Origin of the sequence: Sphingobium chlorophenolicum, assembly GCF_000722875.1 — a bacterium.
GTDB lineage: Bacteria > Pseudomonadota > Alphaproteobacteria > Sphingomonadales > Sphingomonadaceae > Sphingobium > Sphingobium chlorophenolicum.
Map to the genome: position 1 here is coordinate 20,655 of NZ_JFHR01000047.1, position 23,387 is coordinate 44,041.

Annotated in this window: 17 protein-coding genes; 4 read left to right on the plus strand and 13 right to left on the minus strand. The window is 64.1% G+C overall.

Translation table 11 applies throughout. From position 1 onward, the window contains the following. Positions 1-98: 98 nt before the first annotated feature. Positions 99-1,097, plus strand: a complete 999-nt coding sequence (locus BV95_RS17035) for an SMP-30/gluconolactonase/LRE family protein (RefSeq protein WP_051749838.1) — start codon at positions 99-101, stop codon at positions 1,095-1,097. 16 nt (positions 1,098-1,113) lie between these two features. On the opposite strand, the gene BV95_RS17040 is transcribed toward BV95_RS17035, so the two are convergent. The 7 genes from BV95_RS17040 to BV95_RS17070 all read right to left on the minus strand — a co-directional run bounded on the left by BV95_RS17040 (position 1,114) and on the right by BV95_RS17070 (position 9,802). Further along, complete coding sequence (locus tag BV95_RS17040; protein WP_234703225.1) at positions 1,114-1,758, minus strand: nuclear transport factor 2 family protein; 645 nt, start codon at positions 1,756-1,758, stop codon at positions 1,114-1,116. Then, positions 1,755-2,762, minus strand: a complete 1,008-nt coding sequence (locus BV95_RS17045; protein WP_037454713.1) for an LLM class flavin-dependent oxidoreductase — start codon at positions 2,760-2,762, stop codon at positions 1,755-1,757. The genes BV95_RS17040 and BV95_RS17045 overlap by 4 nt, the downstream gene beginning before the upstream one ends. A 27-nt stretch (positions 2,763-2,789) precedes the next feature. Next, the gene (locus BV95_RS17050; protein WP_037454715.1) at positions 2,790-5,186 is read right to left on the minus strand and encodes a CaiB/BaiF CoA-transferase family protein; all 2,397 of its coding nucleotides are present in this window, start codon (positions 5,184-5,186) and stop codon (positions 2,790-2,792) included. 143 nt (positions 5,187-5,329) lie between these two features. After that, positions 5,330-5,998 (minus strand): flavin reductase family protein, encoded by a 669-nt coding sequence (locus BV95_RS17055; protein ID WP_037454718.1) that lies wholly within the window; start codon positions 5,996-5,998, stop codon positions 5,330-5,332. Positions 5,999-6,015: 17 nt separating this feature from the next. Next, positions 6,016-6,825 carry an enoyl-CoA hydratase/isomerase family protein gene (locus BV95_RS17060; RefSeq protein ID WP_037454720.1) on the minus strand — a complete coding sequence of 270 codons (810 nt, stop codon included), beginning with the start codon at positions 6,823-6,825 and terminating at the stop codon, positions 6,016-6,018. A 95-nt stretch (positions 6,826-6,920) separates the two neighbouring features. Continuing rightward, the gene (locus BV95_RS17065; RefSeq protein WP_037454754.1) at positions 6,921-7,655 is read right to left on the minus strand and encodes a TetR/AcrR family transcriptional regulator; all 735 of its coding nucleotides are present in this window, start codon (positions 7,653-7,655) and stop codon (positions 6,921-6,923) included. Between the two features lie 98 nt (positions 7,656-7,753). Beyond that, positions 7,754-9,802 (minus strand): PQQ-dependent dehydrogenase, methanol/ethanol family, encoded by a 2,049-nt coding sequence (locus tag BV95_RS17070; protein ID WP_174544482.1) that lies wholly within the window; start codon positions 9,800-9,802, stop codon positions 7,754-7,756. 152 nt (positions 9,803-9,954) lie between these two features. Between BV95_RS17070 and BV95_RS17075 the strand changes: the two genes are divergently transcribed. The 3 genes from BV95_RS17075 to BV95_RS17085 are packed head-to-tail and all read left to right on the plus strand — an operon-like array spanning position 9,955 to position 12,350. Then, positions 9,955-10,725 carry an enoyl-CoA hydratase/isomerase family protein gene (locus BV95_RS17075; protein WP_037454723.1) on the plus strand — a complete coding sequence of 257 codons (771 nt, stop codon included), beginning with the start codon at positions 9,955-9,957 and terminating at the stop codon, positions 10,723-10,725. Between the two features lie 5 nt (positions 10,726-10,730). After that, the gene (locus BV95_RS17080; RefSeq protein WP_156483472.1) at positions 10,731-11,159 is read left to right on the plus strand and encodes a Zn-ribbon domain-containing OB-fold protein; all 429 of its coding nucleotides are present in this window, start codon (positions 10,731-10,733) and stop codon (positions 11,157-11,159) included. A gap of 3 nt (positions 11,160-11,162) precedes the next feature. Continuing rightward, positions 11,163-12,350: a thiolase C-terminal domain-containing protein gene (locus tag BV95_RS17085; protein ID WP_037454725.1), complete on the plus strand. Its 1,188-nt coding sequence runs from the start codon at positions 11,163-11,165 to the stop codon at positions 12,348-12,350. Here the strand turns inward: BV95_RS17085 and glgX are convergent. From glgX to BV95_RS17115, 6 genes are all read right to left on the minus strand, one after another. Continuing rightward, entirely contained in the window at positions 12,330-14,198 is a 1,869-nt protein-coding gene (glgX, locus tag BV95_RS17090; RefSeq protein ID WP_037454727.1) for a glycogen debranching protein GlgX, read from the minus strand. The genes BV95_RS17085 and glgX overlap by 21 nt on opposite strands. Continuing rightward, entirely contained in the window at positions 14,195-15,640 is a 1,446-nt protein-coding gene (gene glgA, locus BV95_RS17095) for a glycogen synthase GlgA (protein WP_037454729.1), read from the minus strand. Before glgA ends, glgX begins: the two co-directional genes overlap by 4 nt. Before the next feature lie 18 nt (positions 15,641-15,658). Further along, complete coding sequence (gene glgC / locus BV95_RS17100; protein ID WP_037454763.1) at positions 15,659-16,918, minus strand: glucose-1-phosphate adenylyltransferase; 1,260 nt, start codon at positions 16,916-16,918, stop codon at positions 15,659-15,661. A gap of 50 nt (positions 16,919-16,968) precedes the next feature. Next, positions 16,969-19,152, minus strand: coding sequence for a 1,4-alpha-glucan branching protein GlgB (gene glgB, locus BV95_RS17105; protein WP_037454732.1), 2,184 nt, complete (start codon positions 19,150-19,152; stop codon positions 16,969-16,971). A gap of 264 nt (positions 19,153-19,416) precedes the next feature. Beyond that, a complete protein-coding gene (locus BV95_RS17110; protein WP_037454735.1) occupies positions 19,417-21,885 on the minus strand; it encodes a glycogen/starch/alpha-glucan phosphorylase in 2,469 nt (822 codons plus the stop codon). An 87-nt stretch (positions 21,886-21,972) separates the two neighbouring features. Next, positions 21,973-23,181: a serine hydrolase domain-containing protein gene (locus tag BV95_RS17115; protein WP_037454739.1), complete on the minus strand. Its 1,209-nt coding sequence runs from the start codon at positions 23,179-23,181 to the stop codon at positions 21,973-21,975. Between the last annotated feature and the right edge of the window lie 206 nt (positions 23,182-23,387).

Consider the following 23,387-nt stretch of genomic DNA (forward strand, 5'->3'; position numbering starts at 1 on the left):
AAAGCCCTTCGACAGGCTCAGGGCGAACGGGGGTTGGGTTTACGGATTTGTCTAAAACGGCCCTTGCGCGTCGCGAGATATTATTGAGCGGGGCCGGCATGGCTCTCGCCAGTTGCGCGCCATCGGCGGGAATCGGGCGAACCATCGGCCCGAAACCTCTCGCTCTCGCCGACTTCACCCTGGTCCGCGACAATCTGGACGCGCCGGAAGGGATAGCGAGCAGTCCCGACGGCCGCCTGTTCATCTCCAACGGCGGCGGTGCCATCGGCGTGCTGGAGCAAGACGGCACGCTGCGCCAGATCGGCAAGGCGCTGGCGCCCAACGGCGTGGCGGTCGACCGGGACGGGCGCGTCATCGTCGCCAATATGGGCTTGCTCAGCCAGGGGCCGGGTCCGTTGCAGCGGATCGACGTGGCGACCGGGACGATCGAAACGCTGGTGTCGGAACTGGAGGGTCGCCAACTCGTCGCCTCCAACGGACCGGCGACAACGCGCAACGGCGACATTTACTGCACGCACAGCAGTTGGGGGCCGATCGGGAATATCGGCACGACGACGGCGGCGGGTTTCATCTACAGGGTCGCGCCCGACGGCAGGGCGTCCATCGTCGCCCGCGGTTTGCGCGGAGTGAACGGCCTCTGCCTCGATGCGCGGGAACGCTATCTCTATGCCTCTCTGACGGCGGAAGGACGCATCCGCCGCTGGCGGAGGCAGCCGGACGGTTCGCTCAACGATCCGCAGGATTACGGCCCGCTACTGGGCGTGGTCGTTCCCAATCATCAGGCCAGGGATATTCGCGCCATCGTCTCGGCGGAGCGGGCGGACCTTGGCTATTGCGACGGGATCGCCTTCGATGCGGTGGGGAATCTCTGGGTGACATTGCCCTTCGCGAACCGCATCGTCGCCATCACGCCGGACGGGCGGAAGGTGGATATCGTCCATGATCCGGAGGGCCGGATGCTCTCCAGCCCGACCAACCTTTGCTGGGGCGGCGCGGACTTGCGCGATCTCTATGTCGTCTCGCGGGCCAGCGGCGTAGTGGTGAAGGCGCGAACAGACGTCGCCGGTCTACCTTTGGCGAACTGGCCCCGGGTTTAAACTGCGCAGGCGTCCGTCAACCTCCCAGAAACTGCTGGCGCATCCTGTAATAATCGTCGCTCGGATATTTCTCGCTATGCTGACCGGCGGGCCACTGCGCATAGGTCGTTTCCGACGGGAAAGCGGGAGACGTATAGTCCGAAAGCCCCCGGCGCCGGATGATCTTCCATTCGCCGTTGCGCCGTTCCAGATCGTCCAGATAGCGGCCCTGGAAGAAGACATCCTCCTCCCCCGCGCCATCCTTCCGGTCGCGACGATGCTGCGCGAAATAATAGCATTCGGAAAAGGCCCGATCACCGTTCACCTCGACCGAGACGTTGGAGATATGGTGGCAGGCATATTTGAGGCCGGAGATGATCTTGAAGGCGAAACCGACGAAATCGGAGGACTTGCCCTCGAACTTCCCATGTTTGTGCGTCGATTCCGGCCAGAAGAGCGACCGCAGCAAAGCCTCGTCCGCCCGGTCGTTGGACCGGGCATAGGCATGGAGCAGTTCGGTGATCGCCTGTTTGGATTCGATCACATCCAGACGTTCGGCCATGCTCAACGGCCTGCCCTTCGCCTTGACGGGCGCGGCGGAAACCTGCCCCGCCGCAGCCAGCCCGAAAGGCGCGGCCAAAATGGCTGCCAACGTTCCGCGACGATCCTGTTCCATGCTCATTCTCCCGCCATTTCAAGCAGGCCCGGTTCGGCCTTGAGGCGGGGCAGCACTTCCTTCTCGAACAGGCGCAGGCTGCGCCACGAGACTTCGGGGTCCAGCCCGCCCAGCAGCGCGTGGAAAGTGACCGCCGTGCCGCGCCCCAGCCCCTTGAGATAGGCGAAACATTCGTCCGGCGTCAGCAGCTTGATATTGGGCATGGCCTTCAGCCCTTCTATCGTCTCGGCCGCGCTGTAGCGGGTCTGTCCGGTGCCGCGTTCCTCCGCCCATTGCGCATAGGTGTTGGTCGCATAGGCGACATGCGGCGCGACCAAAGGCCAGTCGCGGTCCGGATCGTCCGACACATAGAGGAAGCTGGCGGCAGGCTTGCGCAGTTCCTCCGGCGGCCCGAAGCCCGCCTTTTCGCGCTCCTCCCTGTAGAGGGTGAAGAGGTCGGGATGGCCGGGGAAATATTGATATCCCCCCTTGGCAGCGCGGATGGCGGACTTGTCGGTCGATCCGCCCATATAGATTTTCGGGCCGCCCGGCGTGGCAGGCGCGGGCGTGACGCGAACGGTGCGGCCGCGAAATTCGAAAGGCTCGCCGGTCCAGGCGTTTTTCAGCGTCGCCATCGCCTCGTTCATGATGGCGAGCCGTTTCGTGATGTCGCGGTCGAACATCTCGAACTCATGCGGGCGATAACCCATGCCTGCCGTCAGCCAGATGCGGCCCGGCGCGATATTGTCGAGCACGGCAAGGTCTTCGGCCAGACGCAGCGGATCGTGCATCGTTACCACCAGCGCCGAAAGATGCGCGACGATCCTCTCCGTCGAGCCCAAAATCGAAGCCGCCTGGATCATGGAGGACGGGCAATAGCCCCCCTCCGCACCATGATGTTCGGCCAGGAAGACCTGGGTGAAGCCGACCCTGTCCGCCCATTGCGCCTGTTCGATGGCAGTGCGGTAAAGCAGCGGATGCGGCGCGCCGAAATCCGGGCGGTTCATGTCGTAGCGAAGGTTCAGTTGCACCTTGGCGGTTCCTCTCTTCTTGTCCTGTCAGGCGGCCGAGACGCGGGACTGGATGCGTCCCTTCACGTCCGCGGCCTGCATCGCCCTGCCGCTGTCGATCAGCGCGTCGATCTCTGCGGCCGAATAGCCGACCTCGCTCAATATCTGCCGCGTATGTTCGCCCAGCCGGGGGGCGGAACCCTTGGCCCGGCCCTGCGTGCGGCTGAAATGCATGAAGCTGCCGAACTGGCGCACATGGCCATACATGGAATCGAAATTCTCGATCACGCGGTTGCTGTCCGTTGCCCAATCCTGCCAGAGCGCCTCGCGGACCCAGCTTGTCTCGCGGGCAATCTCGCTCGGCGCGCCTGCGGCTTCCAGCAGCGCATGGGCCTCTTTGCCGCTCTTGTTCGCGAAGAACGGCCTCAGCGCGTCCAGCAAGGCAGCGTCATTGGCCGAACGGTCGCGGGCCGTGGCCAAGCGGGGATCGGCCAGCCACTCCTCCTGCCCCACCGCCCTGGCCAGCGCGGCAAACCGCTCGTCCGACCGGCAGGACACGCAGAGCCATCCGTCACTCGTCCGGTAAATCCGGTCGAGCGCATTGAAACCCGCCTGCTCCCGGTCTAGCCGGAAGCCGTAGACGACCCGCTTATCGGCATCGAGAAAATGTTCAGAGGTCGTCCACAGGCTCGAATGAAGCTGCGGAATCTCCATATAATCGCCCTTCCCGGTGACGGCGCGATGTTCCAGCCCCATCAAAATGCCCGCCGCGCCCAGAAAGCCGTTATTATAATCCTCGTTGCCGAACACGGCGCGGGTCGGCGGATTGCCCTCGCCCCCGCCCTCATAGAGCAGGCCGGTCCAGCCCGACACCAAAGGCGCAAAGCTCTTGAGCAACGACTTCGGCCCCTTCGACCCATAGCCGGGCAGATAGACGTAGAGCAGGCGCGGATTGATCTTCGCCAGCGCCTCATGACCGATGCCCAGCTTGTCCGCCTTGCCGGGGCGAAGGTTGTGCGTGACCACATCCGCCGTCGCCACCAGCTTCAGCGCCGCCTCCAGCGCTTCGGGATGTTTGAGGTTGAGCACGATATCGCGCTTGCCGCGCTGAGCCGCGTCGAAACAGTCGGGCAGCGGGCGCATCTGGTCGCCGCCGGGCGTCTCCACTTTGATGACGTCCGCGCCAAGGTCCGACAGCAGGCGTCCACCATAGCCGACCGCGAAGAAGGAGGAGAAATCCACCACCCTGATGCCCTCCAGCGGCCGGTCGAGCGGCTTGCCCTCAGCGGCAAACGCGACCCGGCGGCGGGCGATCAGGTCGGCCAGAGCATCGTTGTCCGCCCCCACCTCCGGCGCGGGACGGGGCGCGGCGGCTGGCGCATTGGCCATGCGCACGGCAGGCGCGGCCTGATGGATAGTGCCGAAATCCTTATCCGGCATCGAAATGCGCTGGCCGACAAATTCCACCTGATCGTCCAGCAACACTTCGGCAGGCTCCAGCACCGGCAGCGCCGCCACGTCCGCCGCCTGGAACAGCGCGATCCATTCGGCGCGGGGCTTTGCCTTGAACGCCTCGAATATCTCGACGCGGGCGATATGATATTCCTCGTCGGTCAGCGGCACCGACATTTCCGGCGCGGTCACGGTCTGCACCCGGTTGCCGAAGCCCAGCACGTCCATAGCCGCCTTGAACCCGCCCTGACCGCCGGTGTGCATCTGAAGATAGAGACCGTCCGCGCATTCGAACATGCCCGTCACCAGCCGGGTCTTGCCGAAACGGTCCACCGCGCCGGAATCGCCCGCCTTGATGTAGCTGATGCCCTCTTCCTGCCACCAATTGTTCATCGGCGACTGGGCCAGCATGGCGTCGAGCAGGGACGCCTCCACCTGCTGCCCCTTGCCGATGTGGCGGCGGGCGCGGATCGCCGCCAGAGCGCCGATCACGCCCAGAAACGCCTGCCCATAATGCAGCGCCGGATGGCCGAGATAGACCGGACCGGGCCGGAAACTGCTGGAACGGTCGATCATCGTCCCCAGCAACGCGGCGGCGAGGGATTCGCCATAAGGCCGGTCCGCGAAGGGCGTGTCCGAACCATAGGCCGTCAACGCGCACACGACCAGTTCGGGAAAATCGCGCGCCAGGCTTTCGCCATCGAGGCCAAGGGCAACCGCATCTTTCTCCTCCAGCGCATGGATGAAGATGTCAGCCCCCTCCAACAGACCGCGCAACGACTGGAGACCATCCGCCGCCCGCACATCCAGCTCGACACTGCGCTTCGACCGGTCCCACGCCTTGCGGCTGAGGTCATGGGCGAAGAAGGCGCCGCCCTTCGGCTCGACCTTCAGCACGTCCGCGCCATGGTCGGCCAGCAGCATGGCGGCGATGGCGACAGGCATTTGATCCGCCAGTTCGATGACGGTCAGGTGATCCAGTGGACGGGGCATTGCATCACTCCCAGGGCAGGATCGGTCCTGCCGCCTCTCATGAAATTATCTTACGCATTTTCGCCGGAACAAAAAATGCTCATGAGTGCAGGAAACACCAGTTTGATCCCAAGCGCAAGTAATTTTGCACCATGGGTTCAAATTCATTCCGCCGCCCCATCTTTCCCGCTCCTGCCTTTCCCGGCCAGACGGGATGGATCGTAACGGGGCCGGTCCATCTGGAAACTGTCGCTGTTGCGGACATACCAGCCGCTGCCATGGGTGCGGCCGATCAGCTTCATCGCCGGTATATCGAAATAGACCCGCTCCCGGTCGGTGACGAATTCGTCCTGGATGTGCGCCATCATTATTTCGCCGATCACCACCGTCTGCATCGCGCCTATGTCCATCGCGGCGACCTTGCGGCATTCGAAGCTGACCGGGCTGGACGCGATGCGCGGCGGCGCGACGACGACCGAGGGCGCGATTTCGATACCGGCATAGTCGATCTCGCTCACGTCGGCGGGCGCGTCGACGCTGCACAGGTTCATCTTTTCCGCATCCCCCTCGCAGACCAGATTGACCACGAATTCCCCGGTGGCGATGATGTTGGAGGCGGTGTTCTTGAGGCCACGGGACGCCGGTTCCTTGAGCAACCCCAACGCCACCAGCGGCGGTTCCGTGCCGACGCAATTGAAGAAGCTGTACGGCGCGGCGTTGACGATGCCGTCCGCCGACCGGCTGGTGATCCAGGCGATAGGGCGCGGCGTGATCGTCGAATTGACGATCTTGTACCGCGTGATCATCGGCAGTTCGCGCATGTCGAATTGCATGAGTCCGGCCCCCTGCCCTATTGCGCCGCCTTGGCGGCCGCCTTCGCGGCGGCGCGGGCCTTGAAGCGTTCGCGGGCGCGGGGCACTTCCTCGCCCGCCTGGCATGTGTGGCAATAGACCAGTTCCAGCGCATGGGTCGCCGCCAGATCGCCGCTCTCCGCCTGATGGAGCATCCGTTTCGTCAATTCCACCGCATGGCGATTGCCGTCGCCTATGGTCCGTCCAAGCGCGACGGCTTCGTCCACCGCCGTGCCCGGCGCCACGAGACGGCTGACGATGCCCAGCGACAAAGCCTCCGCCGCGTCCAGCGTGCGGCCGGAAAAGATGATCTCCGCCGCTCGCGCCCGGCCCAATTGCTTCGTCAGGAACCAGGCCGCGCCGCCGTCCGGCACCAGCCCATATTCCAGGAAAGGCGCCGCGAAGCGCGCATCGTCCGCCGCGAAGATCATGTCGCAGGCCATGGCAAGGCTCCACGCCACGCCGTACGCGCCGCCCTCCACCGCCGCGACGGTGGGGATCGGCAGGGCGCGGACCCGGCTGATGATCCGCTGCCCCATTTCCAGCCGCGCCGCGAGCGCCAGCGCGCCCTCCCCCCTTGCGGGCGGCAGCTTCACGTCGCCGCCGCTGGAAAAATAGCCCTCCGCCCCGCTGATGATCAGCAGGCGGGCGGGCGTCGCATTTTCAAGGGTGTCTAGCGCGGCCGAAAATTGCTCCCACATCGCGAAGGACACGGTGTTCCGCGCGCGCGGGCGATTGAGGATGATATGCGCGATCCCCTGATCTTCATGCACGAACAGCAATTCAGGGGTTTCGCTTACCGCGTTCATCTCTCGCTCTCCATTCCTGCGCCTTCCGGCGGGCACGGGAACTGACTAGCCGACCGCCTGTTCCTCTTCAAGTAAATTTGCATCAATGTGCAAATTTATGCCGCAACCACCCTGGGACGCTGGGGCGCGGGCAAGGCGTCCATGCCGCGTTCGGCTATGTCCTTGATCAACGCCTCCACCTCCTTGCGGGCCGCGCCCTTCAGCGCTCCCAGCAGGCCGGTCAGATAACTGCCCACCAGCCGCACGATGATCTCATCGTCCGCGATCCGCCCCTGCGCCCAGTCGTTGATCGTCGCATATTCGAAGCGCACCAGATCCTCGACCAGCTTGTCGACCTCCACCCAGGGTTGAAGCTGCTTCTTCGCCTCCAGCACCTCTATCCACTGGCGGTTATGGTGCACGGCGGGCGAGTGCATCGCCGCCCAGATGTCATGGTCGACGTCGGAGCTGAAATAGAGCGCCATGATCGCCTTGATATAATTGCGGATCTTGCGGTTCCGCTGCACGACGGAGATCATGCGCTCCAGATTATGCTGCATCGTGCCCGGTTCGCTCGAATAGGCGATCTTGCTCACATATTCGTCGAAATATTCCTGAATGGCCGACGCGATCATCCGCTCGCGGGTCTGGAACGCGTTGTAGAGCGTGCGCTTGGCCACGCCTGCGCGCTGGCCGATCTCGTTCATGCTCAGCGCGGCGATGCCCTGTTCGGCGATGACCTTGCGGGTTTCCTCCAATATCCGGCGGCGGCGTTCGATGATCGCCGGACTGGAATAGGTCTGGGGCCGTTCGCCGCTTTCCTTCAATTCTTCGCTCGCTTTACTCGCCAAAGCCGATCGCCTTCGTTGCACATGCGTTCCAATGACAGGATCATAGCCGGATTGCATGAACGTGCAAATTTATCATTTTCATGAAACGGGGCCTCGCATCACTTGCCCTTGGGCGCGGTTTCCCGCGCGCGCTGGCGGATATAGTGGCGCAATCCTTCCAGTTCCGCGTCGGTCAACTGGCTGAACGAACCCATGCCCCGCGCCATCAGCGCGCCGTCATGGACCACCGCCCTGAAGGTTTCAGCGTCCAGCGGCACGCCCGATTTGCGCAGGTCCGGCGCCGCGCCGCCCGCCATCATCCCCGCGCCATGGCAGATGACGCAACTGCTGTTGTAGATGCCCGCGCCGACCTTCGCCTTGCCGGCGTCGACGACGAAGGCCGGATCGTCCTGGATCGGCTCGTCCACCGGACCGACCTTCGGCAGTTTCTTCGCACCGCCGATGGTGAAGGTCAGCAACCGCCGCTGCTGCTGGCGATAGTCCCAGTTGGGCGTGTTGGGGAAGCTGCTGCGGAAACTCGTGATGACGCTGACATATTGCTTGCCGCCGACCGAATAGCTGATCGGCGCGGACAATATGCCGTTCTGCGCGGACCAGGACCAGAGCTTGCGCCCCGTGGTCGCGGAAAAGGCGTTGAACATGCCGTCATTGGTGCCCTGAAACACCAGATTGCCCGCCGTCGCCAGCGTACCGCCGTTGAAGACGCCGGGCTGCGGCACCGACCAGGCGATCCGGTTGTTCGCGACGTCATAGGCGACCAGCTTGCTGACGGCGGCGGGCGGAACCAGGTTGGCGGGCGGCGCGCCCAGCCCTGTATTCACCATCATGCCGGGCTTATATTGCCAGTCCTTGATATTCGCCGGATCGACGAAGACGCGCCCGCCCTCCATCACCGGAATATAGCTGTAACCGGTCTTCGGGCTGAACGACATCGCCTGAATGCCGTGCGCGCCATTGGGGAAGGGGTAGAGCATGAACGGCTTGCCGTCGGGATATTGCGCTTCCGGATTGATTTCCGGACGGCCGGTTACGGGGTCGATCCGCTTCGCCCAATTCTGCTTGGCGAATTCGCCCGCCTGGATGAATTTGCCCGTCTCCCGGTCGATCGCGTAGAAAAATCCATTCTTGGGCGCATGCATCAGCACCGACCGCTTCCGCCCGCCGATGACTATGTCGGCCAGTTCGATATCCATCGCATCGTTCCAGTCATGGCTGTTTTCAGGGTTCACCTGATAGTGCCAGACATATTCGCCGGTCTTCACGTCCAGCGCGACGATGGAGGAGAGGTAGAGATTGTCGCCGCCGCCGGGGCTGCGTATCTTGATGTTCCAGGGAAAGCCGTTGCCGGTGCCGATATAGAGGCGGTCATATTTGGCGTCATAGGCCATGGCGTGCCAGACGGAGCCGCCCCCGCCCCATTTCCACCATTCGCCGGTCCATGTCTTGGCGGCGGCCTCCATCGCCTTGTTTTCGAAGCCCTTGGCCGGATCGCCGGGCACGACATACCAGCGCCAGGCTTTCTTGCCGGTCTTGATGTCATAGGCGGTGACATAGCCCCGCGTCGGGCTGTAGTCCGCGCCGCCGAAACCGATCACCACCTTGTCGCCCGCGATCCATGGCGGGCCGGTGATATAGGCGCCCTCCGCCTCGTCCAGCGTCTTGACCGACCAGCGCGGCTTGCCCGTCTTGGCGTCTACCGCGATCAGGCGGCCTTCGCGGGTGGCGGTGAAGACCATGCCGTCCTTATACGCGATGCCCCGCGTGCCCCAGCCTGCCCGCATCCGCCATTGGGCTTCGGGCTGGCTCGCCACGTCGGGATCATATTGCCACAGCAGCTTGCCGGTGCGGGCGTCGACGGCGTGAACGACGCTGAGGCCCACCGCGAAATAGATGACCCCGTCGACCGCGAGCGGCTGGGTATAGCTGTCGAAACTGTCGACATCATAGGACCAGGCAAGGCCGAGCTTTGCGACATTGGCCTCGCCGATCTGCGCGAGCGGGCTGTAATGCTGTTCCTGATCGTCGCCGCCAAAGCTGGACCAGTTGGTCGCGGCAGGCCCGGCGCTCTGTGCCGAGCGGGAGATGACGCCGGTGGAGAGCGCCAGAAGCGCGGCCCCCGCCGCCAGCGCCGAAAATCTTGCCTTCATGGGTCGCATCCTCTTTTCCCGGCGCGCATGGCGGCGCGGCCTTTATTGCACCATCGTGCAATATTATTCCCTTGTCAACGCGTCTGATCGATTGACAGCGCGGCCTTGGCAAATTTAATATTATACCCAGGCTCATATTTCAGGAGCAGGACATGACCGTTCGGGTCGAAAAGCGGGGATCGACCGGCATCGTCACCCTGGATCAGCCGGGGCGGGCCAACGCCTTCACCATGGAAATGCGGGAACAGGTCTGGCGCGCCTTCGAGGATATGGCGGAGGATGAGGAAGTCCGCGCCGTCATCCTGACGGGCGCGAACGGGCAATTCTGCTCCGGCGCGGACACGGGCGACATGGGCCATCAGAGCACGGCGTCCCTCCTGCGCCGGATGCGCTGGCTGCACCGCATGGTGAAGGCGATCAGCGGCATCCGCAAGCCAGTGATCGCGGCGGTCGACGGCGCCTGCGTCGGCGCGGGATGGAGCCTGGCGCTGACCTGCGACATGGTCATCGCCACGCCCGGCGCGCGCTTTTGCCAGAGTTTCGGGCGGATCGGCTATGTCCCCGACGCGGGCGTGACATGGCAGCTCAGCCGCCTGGTCGGGCCGATGCGGGCGAAGGAGATCGTCTATTCCGCCCGCATGGTCGACGCGCAGGAAGCGTTGCGGCTGGGGCTGGTGCTGGAACTGGTGGAGCGCGACGGGCTGATGGCGCGGGCGTTGGATCTGGCGGAATCTCTGGCGCAGGGGCCGACCTTGGCGACCGGCATGGCCAAGCGCCAGTTCGAGGCCGCGCAGGCCCTGTCCCTCGACCAATATCTGGAACTGGAATTCACGATGCAGCCGCTGATGGCCACCACCCAGGACCATCAGGAGGGCATCGCCGCGGCGCGGGAAAAACGGTCGCCGCATTTTCGCGGATCGTGAAGGCGATGCCGGATTCCATGGTTCCCCAGCGGCCCTTGCCCCTGCCCGATCCGCTGTCGGAACCCTTCTGGGCGGGGGCGCGGCGTCATGAACTGCATATGCGGAAATGCGATGCCTGCGGCATCCTCGCCTACCCGCCGGAAATCGCCTGCCGTGCCTGCGGGGGGAGCGAGGCGCGGTTCGTGCCGGTGTCGGGACGGGCGACATTGCATAGCTGGACGGTGCTCCACGAACCGCCTTCGCCCGGCTTTCGCGACCGGCTGCCGGTGATCCTGGCGGTGGTGGAACTGGAGGAGCAGGCGCGCCTGTTGATGAGCGCAAACCTTGTCGACATCGCGCCCGGCGATCTGCGCATCGGCCTGCCGCTGGAAACGCGGTTCGAGGATGTGACGGACGATTGCACATTGGTGCAGTTCGCCCCGGCGGAGCGCTGAACCATGTGGGATTTCAGGAACAAGGTGGCCGTCGCCGGTGTCGGCTACAGCAAGCTGGAACGGCGGTCGGACCGGACGCTGGCGGCGCTGACGCTGGAGGCCTGCGATGCGGCGCTGGCCGATGCGGGGCTGCGGCGCAGCGATCTGGACGGCATCGCCACCTCCCCCGCCATGCCCCGCTATGGCGGCAGGAAGGGCGTGGACGAAGGGATCGACGTCGTGACGCCCTGGTATCTGGCGGGCCTGCTGGGTAGGGCGTCGGGCGTGCAGTGGATCGGTTCGACCAACGGCATGGTGACGCAGAGCCTGATCGACGGGGCTCTGGCAATCATCGGCGGACTTTGCGACCATGTGCTGGTCTATCGCGCCCTGCATGTGCCGGAGGGGCGCTATGTGAATTTCGAATCCTCCCATGCGGTGGGATCGGACCAATATCTGGCACCCTACGGCTTCAGCATGCCGCCTGCCTGGGCGGCAGTAGTGCTGCGCCGCTATTTCGAGCTTTACGGTTATGAGCGGTCGGATTTCGCTCATTATATCGCCAACAACCGCGCCAATGCGCAGCTTAACCCCAACGCCTATTGGCGGGGCAAGCCCATGGCTGCGGAGGATTATCCGGGGGCGCGCATGATCGCCGATCCCATATCCATCCTGGATTGCGACATTCCGGTCGACGGCTGCTGCGCGCTGATCCTGACATCGGCCGAGCGGGCGCGGCATCTGCGCCGCCCGCCCGCCCTGCTAACCGGCTTTGCGGCTTCCGCCTGGCAGGGCGCGGGCGGAACGCCGATGAATATGGAGGATATGTGGGACGGCGCGAAGGATGTGGCGCCGCGGCTGTGGGACGCGACAGGCATGTCCCCGGCGGATGTGGACACGGCGCAGCTTTATGACGGGTTCAGCGTGCTGGTGCTGACCTGGCTGGAGGGCATGGGCTTTTGCCGGGACGGCGAGGGACTGGCCTTCCTGCGCGACGGGCATGGCGATCTGGGCGGGCGATTGCCGATCAACACCGGGGGCGGAGCACTGGGCGAAGGGCGGCTGCACGGCATGACGCAATTGGCCGAGGCGGTCGCTCAGGTGACGGATCGGGCGAGTGAGCGGCAGGTGCCCGGCGCGGCCCATTCGCTGGCGACCATCTCCAACGGACTGGCGAAATCGACGGCCTTCCTATTCAGCCGGGATGGGTAGGACGGTTCGGGCCGGGACCATCACCGCGCCGAAGGTCCGGGGATGGTCGTCGCCGTTGACGTAGACGGTGAGGCCCGATTGACGAAACCGCATCGCCAGACAGCGGCGATCAGCCTCTTCCCATTGCGCCACCGTCAGCGGTTGACCCCGCTCATCCAGCCATTCGACATCCTCTTGCGAAAGCCAGCCCGTATCGCCAAGGTCGGGCTGCGATGCGCGAAGGCTGGCCAGCGCGAAGGCATAGGCCTCAATCTCCCGGTCGCGCCCCGCCCAATCGACCCAGCCGATGACATTATCCTGCGCATAGGCATTATTGTTGCCCTGCTGCGAGCGGCCGAATTCATCCCCCGCCGTCAGCATGATCGTGCCCCGCGAGCAGAATAATGTGCCCAGCAAAGCCTTGATATCCTGTCGCCGGGCATCGTTCACCGCCGGGTCGTCGGCCGGTCCTTCGACGCCGTTGTTCCAACTGAAATTCTCGCCATGGCCGTCGCGATTCTGTTCGCCATTGGCCTCATTATGCTTGCGCGCATAGGCGGTCAGATCGGCCAGCGTGAAGCCGTCATGGGCGGCGAGGAAATTGACCGTGCGGGTGGCGGGGGCATGACCGAATATGTCCGACGATCCGGCAAGCCGCGTCGCCAAGGCGCCGGTCACGCCCCTGTCCCCCCGCCAGAACCGCCGCATATCGTCGCGATACCGGTCATTCCATTCCAGCCACCCCGCGCCGAACGCCCCAAGCCGATAGCCGCCCGGCCCAATATCCCATGGTTCCGCGATCAGGATACGGTCGGCCAAAAGCGGATCGGTGCGCATCGCCTCCAACAGCGGCGACCGCGGATCGAAGCCTATCGGCAAACGCCCCAAGGCGGGAGCAAGATCGAACCGAAACCCATCCACCCCCGCCGCGCTCACGAAATGACGCAGCGAATCCAGTATCAGCCGCCGACCGACCGGATGGTTGCAATCGATGCTGTTGCCCGTGCCGGTATCGTTGATCAGGCGGCCATCGGCCTCATGCCGGAAATAACTGCGCGCATCCAGCCCGCGCAGTGACAATGTCGGCCCCAGCAGATCGCTTTCCCCGTCATGATTATAAACCATGTCGAGGATCACCCCGATCCCCGCATCATGCAGCGCCTTCACCGCCCCGCGCAGTTCCGCCATGCCGCCGGGGGCCAGCCTGGGATCGAGCGCGAAATAGCTGACCGGATTATAGCCCCACGCATTGCGCAGCCCCAGCGGCCCCAGATGCCACTCATCGATCCAAGCGTTGACCGGCATCAGTTCCACCGCCGTCACATGCAGGCGGCGCAGATGATCGATCACAGCGGGATGACCGAGAGCGGCAATGGTCCCCCGCTGCGCTTCCGCTATGTCGGGATGCAGCATGGTAAAGCCCCGAACCTGCACTTCATAGATCAGGCCGCCCGGCCGGAACAGCGGCGGCGCGGCGGAAACAGGCGGAAGGGACGCCCTCACCACCCCCTTGGGCATAAGCGGCGCAGTATCGCCCCCCTCCCCGCGCCGCGCCGCCAAAGCGGGATCATAGCCAAATGCCCGGTCGATTTCCGTAGCATAGGGGTCCAGCAGCAACTTGTCGGGATCGAACCACAGACCCGCCCCCGGATCGAAAGGCCCGTCCGCCCGAAAACCATAATGCGCGCCCTGCCCCACGCCCGCCGCATCGATGGACCAGACGCCCTCCCCATCCCGCGCCATCGGCAGGCGCGTTTCCCGCCCATCGCCATCGAACAGACAAAGCCAAAGCTGCTCCGCATCGGGCGAATGGACGCGAAACCGGGTTCCCCGCGCATGGATTTCCGGCCCCAGCGCGGCCCCCTTCATGCCGCCCCTTGAACGAGCGCCCGGAACAGATCGGCATAGCGCGCCGCGCTGCGTGTCCAGGAAAAGTCAGCCCGCATCCCCGCCCGCTGCATCGCCTGCCAATCGGGCTTGGACGCATGCAGCCGGATCGCCCGCGCAATCGCCCCGTGCAGTGCCAGCGGATCGGAGGGCGGAAAGACGATGCCGGTCGCCACCCCCGCGCTCACGGCGGCTTCATTGGCGTCGATCACCGTATCGGCCAGCCCCCCGACCCGCGCCACCACCGGCACGCAGCCATAGCGCAACCCGTAAAGCTGGGTCAGCCCGCAAGGTTCGAAGCGCGACGGGATGAGTATCGCATCCCCGCCCGCCTGCATCAGATGGGACAGCGGCTCGTCATAGCCGATCTGCGCCCCCACCCGCCCACGATGCCGGTCCGCCGCCGCCAGAAAAGCGCCCTCCAGCGGATGATCGCCCGACCCCAGCACCGCCAGCTTGCCGCCCAGCCCGACCAGATGATCGATCGCGCCCATCACCATGTCCATGCCCTTCTGCCAGGTCAGGCGGCTGACGATGATGAAGATCGGCGCGCCGTCATGGTCCAGCCCGAAATGGGCTTCCAGCGCCCGGCGGTTGGCGTTCCGCCCGCCCAACGACCGCATGCCGAACGGCTTGGCGATCAGCGGATCGGCGGCGGGATTCCAGATGGCGGTATCGACGCCGTTCAATATGCCATGCAGCCGATCCGCCCGCCCATTGATCAACCCGTCCAGCCCCATGCCATGCACCGGCGACCGGATTTCATCGGCATAGGTGGGACTGACCGTCGTGATCGCATCGGCGGAAACAAGGCCCGCCTTCAAATAGCCGGTGCCGCCATAATATTCGACGCCGTCCACGCCCCATGCTTCGGGCGGCAGACCCAGATGGGGGAAGATGTCCGCGCCGAAACGGCCCTGAAAGGCCAGATTGTGAATCGTCACCACCTTGGGCACGGCGTGGGCCGGGCCGAACCGCATATAGGTGGCGGTCATCGCCGCCTGCCAGTCATGCGCATGGACCAGATCGGGCCGCCAGCCCTTCACCCCTTCGGCCGCTATATCGGCGGCAACGCGGGACAGGGCGGCGAAACGCTTCCAATTATCGCTCCATTCGCCGCCGCCCGCATCGCCATAGGGGCCGCCCTCCCGCGCGAAGAAATCCGGCGCGTCCAGCACCAGCAGGTCGAGATCGTCCAACTTCGCCGCCAGCACCGATGCGGGCGCGCCGAACAGCGCGTCATAACGGCGCAGCAGCTTCGCCTTCCCCAGCCGCGAAAGCACGGAGGGATAGCCCGGCACCAGCGTCCGCACCGCAATATCATGCCCGGCCAGCGCGTCGGGCAACGCGCCCGCCACATCGGCCAGCCCGCCCGTCTTGATCAACGGATAGATTTCGGACGCGACCGAAAGCACCTGCATCATCGCCGTCTTGCCCAAGGTTCAGTCCACCAGCCGTTCGATCATATATTGGGTGATCAGCGTCACGCCGCTGTCGGTGCGGCGGAACCGCCGGGCATCGAGGTCTGGATGCTCCCCCACGATCAGCCCCGGCGGGATGATGACGCCCGAATCCAGCACGCATTTATGCAGCCGCGCCCCGCGCCCGATCACGCAATCCGGCATGACGACGCTTTCAGTGACCGAGGAAAAGCTGTGCGTCCGCACCCCCGAAAAGAGCAGGCTGCGGTGAAGCGACGATCCCGACACGATGCATCCACCCGCCACCAGAGAAGAAGTCGCGGACCCGCGCCGCCCCTCCTCATTATGCACGAATTTCGCGGGCGGCGTGACTTCGGAATAGGTCCAGAGCGGCCAGCTCCGGTCATACAGGTCCAGCGAGGGCACCACATCGGTCAGGTCGATACTCGCCTGCCAATAGGCGTCGATCGTGCCGACGTCGCGCCAATAGGGCACAGGCTCGCTTTCGGCGCGCACGCAACTGTTGGAAAAGCGGTGGGCGACGGCTTTGCCATGCTTGACGATATAGGGGATGATGTCGCCGCCGAAATCGCGCTTGCTGTCGGGGTCGGCCGCATCCCGGCGCAATTCCGTGACCAGAAAGGCGGTGCGGAAGACGTAGATGCCCATGGATGCCAGCGCCATGCCGGGACTGCCCGGAATATGCGGCGGGTTTTTGGGCTTTTCGACGAAGGCGGTGATGACGTCCTGCTCATCCACATGCATGACGCCAAAGCCGCTGGCCTCCTTCACCGGCACTTCCATGCAGCCCACGGTGACGTCCGCGCCACTGTCGACATGCTGCTGGAGCATCAGTTCATAGTCCATCTTATAGACATGATCGCCCGCCAATATGACCATATATTCGGGCGCATAGCTTTCGATGATGTCGATATTCTGGAACACGGCATCGGCCGTGCCCTCATACCATTGGCTTTCCGACACGCGCTGGCTGGCGGGCAAGATATCGAAACTCTCGTTGCGTTCGGGCCGCAGGAAATTCCAGCCGCGCTGAAGGTGCCGGATCAGCGAATGGGCCTTATACTGGGTCGCGACGCCGATGCGCCGGATACCGCTGTTCAGCGCATTGGACAGCGCGAAATCGATGATCCGCGCCTTGCCGCCGAAATGGACCGCAGGCTTGGCGCGGCGGTCGGTCAGTTCGGCCAGACGACTGCCGCGCCCCCCGGCCAGCACATAGGCCATGGCGTCACGGGCAATCGGCTGGTTTCTTGGCTGCATCGCCCTCTTCTCCTTCATGGCCGCGAGCATTTGGCCGTCGCTCGTCGGTTTCAATAGTCCAGTTCCAGCATCAACGTGCCGAAGGGCGGAATGGTGACATTGGCCCATCCTTCCTCATCGGCGATGACGATTCCCATATTGCCCGCGCCGCTGCCGCCATAGTCCAGCGCGTCGCTGTTCATGATCTCCCGCCAGCGTCCGCCCGACGGCAGGCGCATGCGGTATCCATCGCGCAATTGCGGCGTGAAATGGCTGATGACGACGACCGGCGGCGCGCCGGGCGCGCGCCGGACCCAGGCGAAGACCGAATCCGCCGCCCCATCCACCAGCACCCATTCGAACCCCTCCGCCTCGCAATCGCGGGCATGGAGGGCGGGATGCGAACGGTAAAGCCGGTTGAGATCGCCCACCAGCAGTTGCACGCCCTGATGCGGCTTGTGATCCAGCAAGTGCCAGTCCAGCGCCCGTTCCTCGCTCCATTCCTCGCGCTGGGCGAATTCCTGCCCCATGAACAGCAGCTTCTTGCCGGGATAGCCCCACATCATCGCATAATAGGCGCGCAGCGTGGCGAATTTCTGCCAGTCGTCCCCGGCCATCTTGTGCAGCAGGGATGACTTGCCATGCACCACCTCGTCATGACTCAGCGCCAGCACGAAATTCTCGGTAAAGGCGTAGAGCAGGCCGAAAGTGATGTCGTCATGATGATGGGCACGGTGCACCGGATCGCGCGCCAGATAGCGCAGCGTGTCGTGCATGAAGCCCATATTCCATTTGAAGCCGAAGCCCAGCCCGCCTTCATGGACCGGGTGCGAAACCTTGGGCCAGCTCGTGGACTCTTCGGCAATGGTCATGATGCCGGGCTGCGCGCCGTAGAGCGCCTTGTTCATCTGCTGGAGGAATTCGACCGCCTCCACATTCTCTCGCCCGCCATGCTGGTTGGGAATCCACTCCCCTTCCTTCCGGCTGTAATCGAGGTAGAGCATGGAGGCGACGGCATCGACCCGCAGCCCGTCGACATGATAGCGCTCCGCCCAGAAAAGCGCGTTATTGGCCAGATATTGCGCCACTTCGCGACGCCCGAAATTATAGATGGCAGTGTTCCAGTCGGGGTGAAAGCCCTTGCGCGGATCGGCATGCTCATAAAGCGCCGTCCCATCGAAACGCGCCAGCCCATGCGCGTCCGTCGGGAAATGCGCGGGCACCCAGTCGAGGATGACGCCTATCCCCGCCCGGTGCGCGCCGTCCACGAACCGCGCAAACCCCTCCGGATCGCCGAAACGGGCGGTGGGGGCATATAGCCCGGTGGTCTGATACCCCCAGCTAGGATCATAGGGAAATTCGCTGATCGGCAGAAATTCGATATGGGTGAAACCCATGCCGACCACATAGGGGATCAGCCGGTTGGCCAGCGCATCCCAGGTCAGGAAATTCCCCGCATCGTCGCGCTGCCACGACCCGGCATGGACTTCGTAAATGGATATGGGTTCGCGCCGCGCATCGGCCTTTTGCCAATGGGCGCGGTGACGCTCGTCGCCCCAGACATGATCCGGCACCGCCGCCACGATGGAGGCGGTGGCGGGCCGCAATTCGGACTGGAAGGCAAAGGGATCGGCCTTGAGCGGCAGGACCACGCCGTCCGGCCCCACAATCTCGAACTTGTAGGTGCTGCCCACGCCCACTTCGGGCAGGAAGATTTCCCACACCCCCGAATCCCGCCGCCGCCGCATGGCCCCACGGCGCCCGTCCCAGCGATTGAAGTCGCCCACCACCGACACCCGCCGCGCATTGGGCGCCCAGACGGCGAAATGCGTACCCTCCACCCCTTCATGGGTGATGACATGCGCGCCCATCTTGTCGAACAGCCGGGCGTGAGATCCTTCCGCGAAATAATGATCGTCCATCGGCCCCAGCACCGGGCCGAAACTATAGGGATCGATCAACCCATATTCGCCGCCATCGGCATAGGTCGCATGGTATCGCAACGGCTGCCGCTTGCGGATCGACAGCTTGCCGAAGAACAGCCCCGCCGGATCAATCCGGTCCAGGGCGCCAACCGCCTTGCCGTCCAGCCTGTGCGCCGTGACGCCGACCGCTTCGGGCAGCAGGACGCAGGCGGTGAAGCCACCCTTCCCCGCCGGATGGACGCCAAGCGTCGCGAAAGGATCATCCTCCCGTCCTTCCAGCAGCCGGGCAATCTGTTCCGGCGTCAAACCCACGCGAGGGTCAGTACCCATTAATTGCACCATCGAGGCGTCAAAATGGCGAACATATCGGGCCGAAATGCGCGCCGCGAAGGTTGGACACCTTTGCAAGCGCATTTCGGTTCGAGATGGAAGCCATTTTGACGTCCTGCGGATTTGACCGAAAAGGCCCATCCCGGCGTCGAGATGGCTTGAAATATCGACATATTCCTGCGCCCTCTCTCCTTGTGCTGGGCCTTTTCGCCTCAAACCTCGATGGTGCAATTAATGGGTACTGACCCTGGCCACGACCCCGCGTCAAACCGGCACCTTCCAGATATCCGTCGCATATTCCCGGATCGTCCGGTCGGAGGAGAACCATCCCATGCGCGCCACATTGCGGATCGCCATCTTCGCCCACAACGCCTGATCGCGCCACATCGCGTCCACCCGCCGCTGGGCCGACGAATAGCTGTCGAAATCGGCGGCCACCATGAACCAGTCATGATCGTAGATACCCTGCACCAGATCCCGGTAACGCCCCGGATCGTCCGGAGAGAAAACCCCGCTGGCGATAGCGTCCAACGCCTGCCCCAGTTCCCGGCTCTGCCCGATGACTTCGCGGGGGTCATAACCCTGCGCGCGCCGCTCATTCACCTGCGCCGCGGTCAGGCCGAATATGACGATATTCTCCTCCCCCACATGGTCGCGCATCTCGACATTCGCCCCGTCCAGCGTGCCGATGGTGAGCGCCCCGTTGACCGCGAACTTCATGTTGCCGGTCCCCGAAGCCTCCATGCCCGCCGTCGAAATCTGTTCCGACAGGTCCGCCGCCGGGATCATCACTTCCGCCATGCTGACATTATAATTGGGCACGAACTGCACCTTCAGCAGCCCCTGCACCGCCGGATCATGATTGACCGCCCGCGCCACGTCGCCCGCCAGTTTGATGATCAGCTTGGCATTATGGTAGCTGGGCGCCGCCTTGCCCCCGAACAGCTTCACGCGGGGCACCCAGTCCTTCTCCGGATGCGACCGTATCTGGTCGTAGAGCGACACCGCCTCGATGATGTTGAGCAATTGCCGCTTATATTCGTGAATGCGCTTGATCTGGATATCGAACAAAGCCGCCGGATCGATCCGCGCATTCACCCGCTGCCGCAACAGATCGGCCAGCGCCACCTTGTTGGCGCGCTTCACCGCCAGGAACTTCTCCTGAAACCCGCTATCCTCGGCAAAGGGATCGAGGTCGCGCAGCGCCTCGGGATCATCCATGAACCGGTCGCCAATCGCCTCCCGGATCAGTTCGAACAACCCATGATTGCACTGCATCAGCCATCGGCGGAAGGTGACGCCATTGGTCTTGTTGTTGATCCGCGCCGGATAGAGCCGGTGGAAATCGGCGAACACCGTCTCCTTCATCAATTCGGTGTGCAGCGCCGACACGCCGTTGACGCTGTGCGATCCGGCAAAGGCCAGATTGCCCATCCGCACCCGCCGCTCGCCCCCTTCGTCGATCAGGGAGATGGTCCCAATGGCCCGGTCATCGAACTGGCCCGACCGCCGCGCCTCGCCCAGCAATCGGCTGTTCACCGCATAGACGATCTGCATGTGCCGGGGCAGCAACCGCTCGAACAGCGGCACGGGCCAGCTTTCCAGCGCTTCGGGCAGCAGCGTATGGTTGGTGTAGCTGAACACCCGCCGCGTCACATCCCAGGCTTCATCGAAATCCAGCCCGTGATTATCGAGCAATATCCGCATCAACTCCGCGACCGCCACCGCCGGATGGGTGTCGTTGAGCTGGATCGCCGCCTTGTCCGGCAACGTCCGCACATCCCCGAAATATTGCAGGTGCCGCCGAACGATGTCCTGCAAGGAAGCGGAAGAGAAGAAATATTCCTGCCGCAGCCGCAATTCCTGCCCCGCGGGCGAACTGTCGGCGGGATAGAGCACCCGCGTCAACGCCTCCGCCCGGTTGCTCTCCGTCAGCGCGCCCAGATGGTCGCCCGCATTGAACCGGTCGAGCAGGATCGGATCGATCGGCTGCGCTTCCCAAAGCCGCAGCGTATTCACCCGCTTGCCCCGCCACCCCGCAATCGGCGTGTCATAGGGTGTCGCGATCACCCGCTCCGCAGGCTTCCAGCGCATCTGATGCGGCCCGGCATCCGCGCTTTCGGACGGATCGACCCGCCCGCCGAAGCCGATCTCGTAACTCGCCTCGCGCCGCTCGAATTCCCAGGGATTGCCGTGGGTCAGCCAGGTTTCCGGCAGCTCCACCTGCCAGCCGTCCGAAATCTCCTGCCGGAACATGCCGTTCACATAGCGGATGCCATAGCCATAGGCAGGCACGTCGACCGTCGCCATGCTCTCCATGAAGCAGGCCGCCAGCCGCCCCAGACCGCCATTGCCCAGCGCCGCATCCGGCTCCAGCGCGGCGATGATGTCGATGTCAACGCCCAGCGAACTCAGCGCCGCCTGCATGTCGTCCAGCATTTCCATGTTGGACGCCGCATCGCGCATCAGCCGCCCGATCAGGAATTCCAGGCTGAGATAATAAACCCTGCGCCCCTGTTCCTCATAGGTTTTCTGGGTGGAATTGATCCACGCATCGATCACCCGGTCGCGAATGGCCAGGATGACGGCGTGCAGCCAGTCATGCGGTTTTGCCGCCTCCGCATTCTTGCCGATGCGATAGGTCAGCCGCTCGACGATCTCATGGGCAAGGACGTCCGGGTCGACCTGCCGGGGAGCGGGCTTGGGAAGGGTGGATTGGCCTTTGAGGTTCATGGGCGTGCCCCTTTTGCCGCGTGTTCGGAAGGGATGATTGCATGCCCCCTGCCCCTCGCCAACAGCAAATTTTGCAGCGCAGCAAATTTAATCGGGATTTGCCCGCCATTCGACGATCGCATCGCGAAGGGCGCGCCGCAATTCGCCCCGCACCGGATAGGTGCTGGACGGAAAATGCTGCGTCATGAAGATGGCGATCAGCCGCTCCACCGGATCGATGAAGAAGAAGGTGGAAAACACCCCACCCCAATAATATTCCTGCGTGCGGAGGTCGCTCGCAAAGCCCAGCCCAAACCCGACCCCTGCATAATCCGCCTCGCTGAACATGGAGGAGGAAAGGCTGGAAAGGTCGCCCCCGCCCGGCAGGTGATTGGCATGCATCGCCGCCACCGTCTCCGCCTTCAGCAGCCGCACCCCGTCCAGTTCCCCGCCACGCAACAGCATCCGGGTAAAACGATGATAATCCGCCACGCAGGACACAAGCCCGCCACCGCCCGAACGCAGGCGAAGCGGCCTGCGCCACCCGCTGCGCGAACCCCGCTCATAAAGGGACGGCCCATCCGGCCCCAACTGCCAGACATCGGTCATCCGCCCGACGCGATCCTCCGGCAGTTCGAAGAAGCTGTCACCCATGCCCAGCGGATCGAAAATCCGCTCCCGGAAAAAGCGCTCCAGATCGATGCCGCTCAGCCGCTCCACCACCACGCCCAACACATCGGTCGACACCGAATAATTCCACCGCTCCCCCGGCGAAAATTCCAGCGGCAGCGCGGCAAGCGCGGCGATGAATTCGTCGGGATCACGCTTCTGCTGAAAATCGTCCAGCCCAAGCTCGCGATAGCGCGCATCGATCGCCGTCTGCCGCTGAAGCCCATAGGTCAGCCCGGACGTATGCCGCAGCAGGTCGATCATCAACATCGGCCGCTGCATCCGGCCCCCGCCGTCAGCGCCCACCGCCAGTTCGGCAAATTCCGGCAAAGCCTTCGTCACCGGATCGTCCAGCGCCACCAGTCCCTGCTCGACCAGCATCATGAAAGCGACCGACGTCACGGGCTTCGTCATGGAAGCAATGCGATAAAGCGCATCGTCGCCAAGCGACTCCCCCGTCGCCCGCGCCATGCCGCTATGGACGGAGAGAAGCGGCTGTTCGTCCCGCGACACCAGCAACTGCATATGGGGCAGCTTGCCAGGCGCGACATAGGTTGCGTGAAGCTGCTCGGCCAGCGCCTGCAATTTCCCGGCGTCCATGCTCGCCACCCGCGCCGCCGCCGCGTCCACCTGCCCTATTAACTGCATCGATCCTCCTGCCTGCTCCCATATGGCAGAAAATAAAGCTCATTCCATCACCGTCATCCCGGAGTGGTAGTATAAAAGCGGACCTATCCAATTCCTCCCCATCGAGAGATGGGGAGGGGGACCGGCCGAAGGCTGGTGGAGGGGAAAGGGGCGCGACCTCCGAATTTCCCCTCCACCATCGGCTACGCCGACGGTCCCCCTCCCCA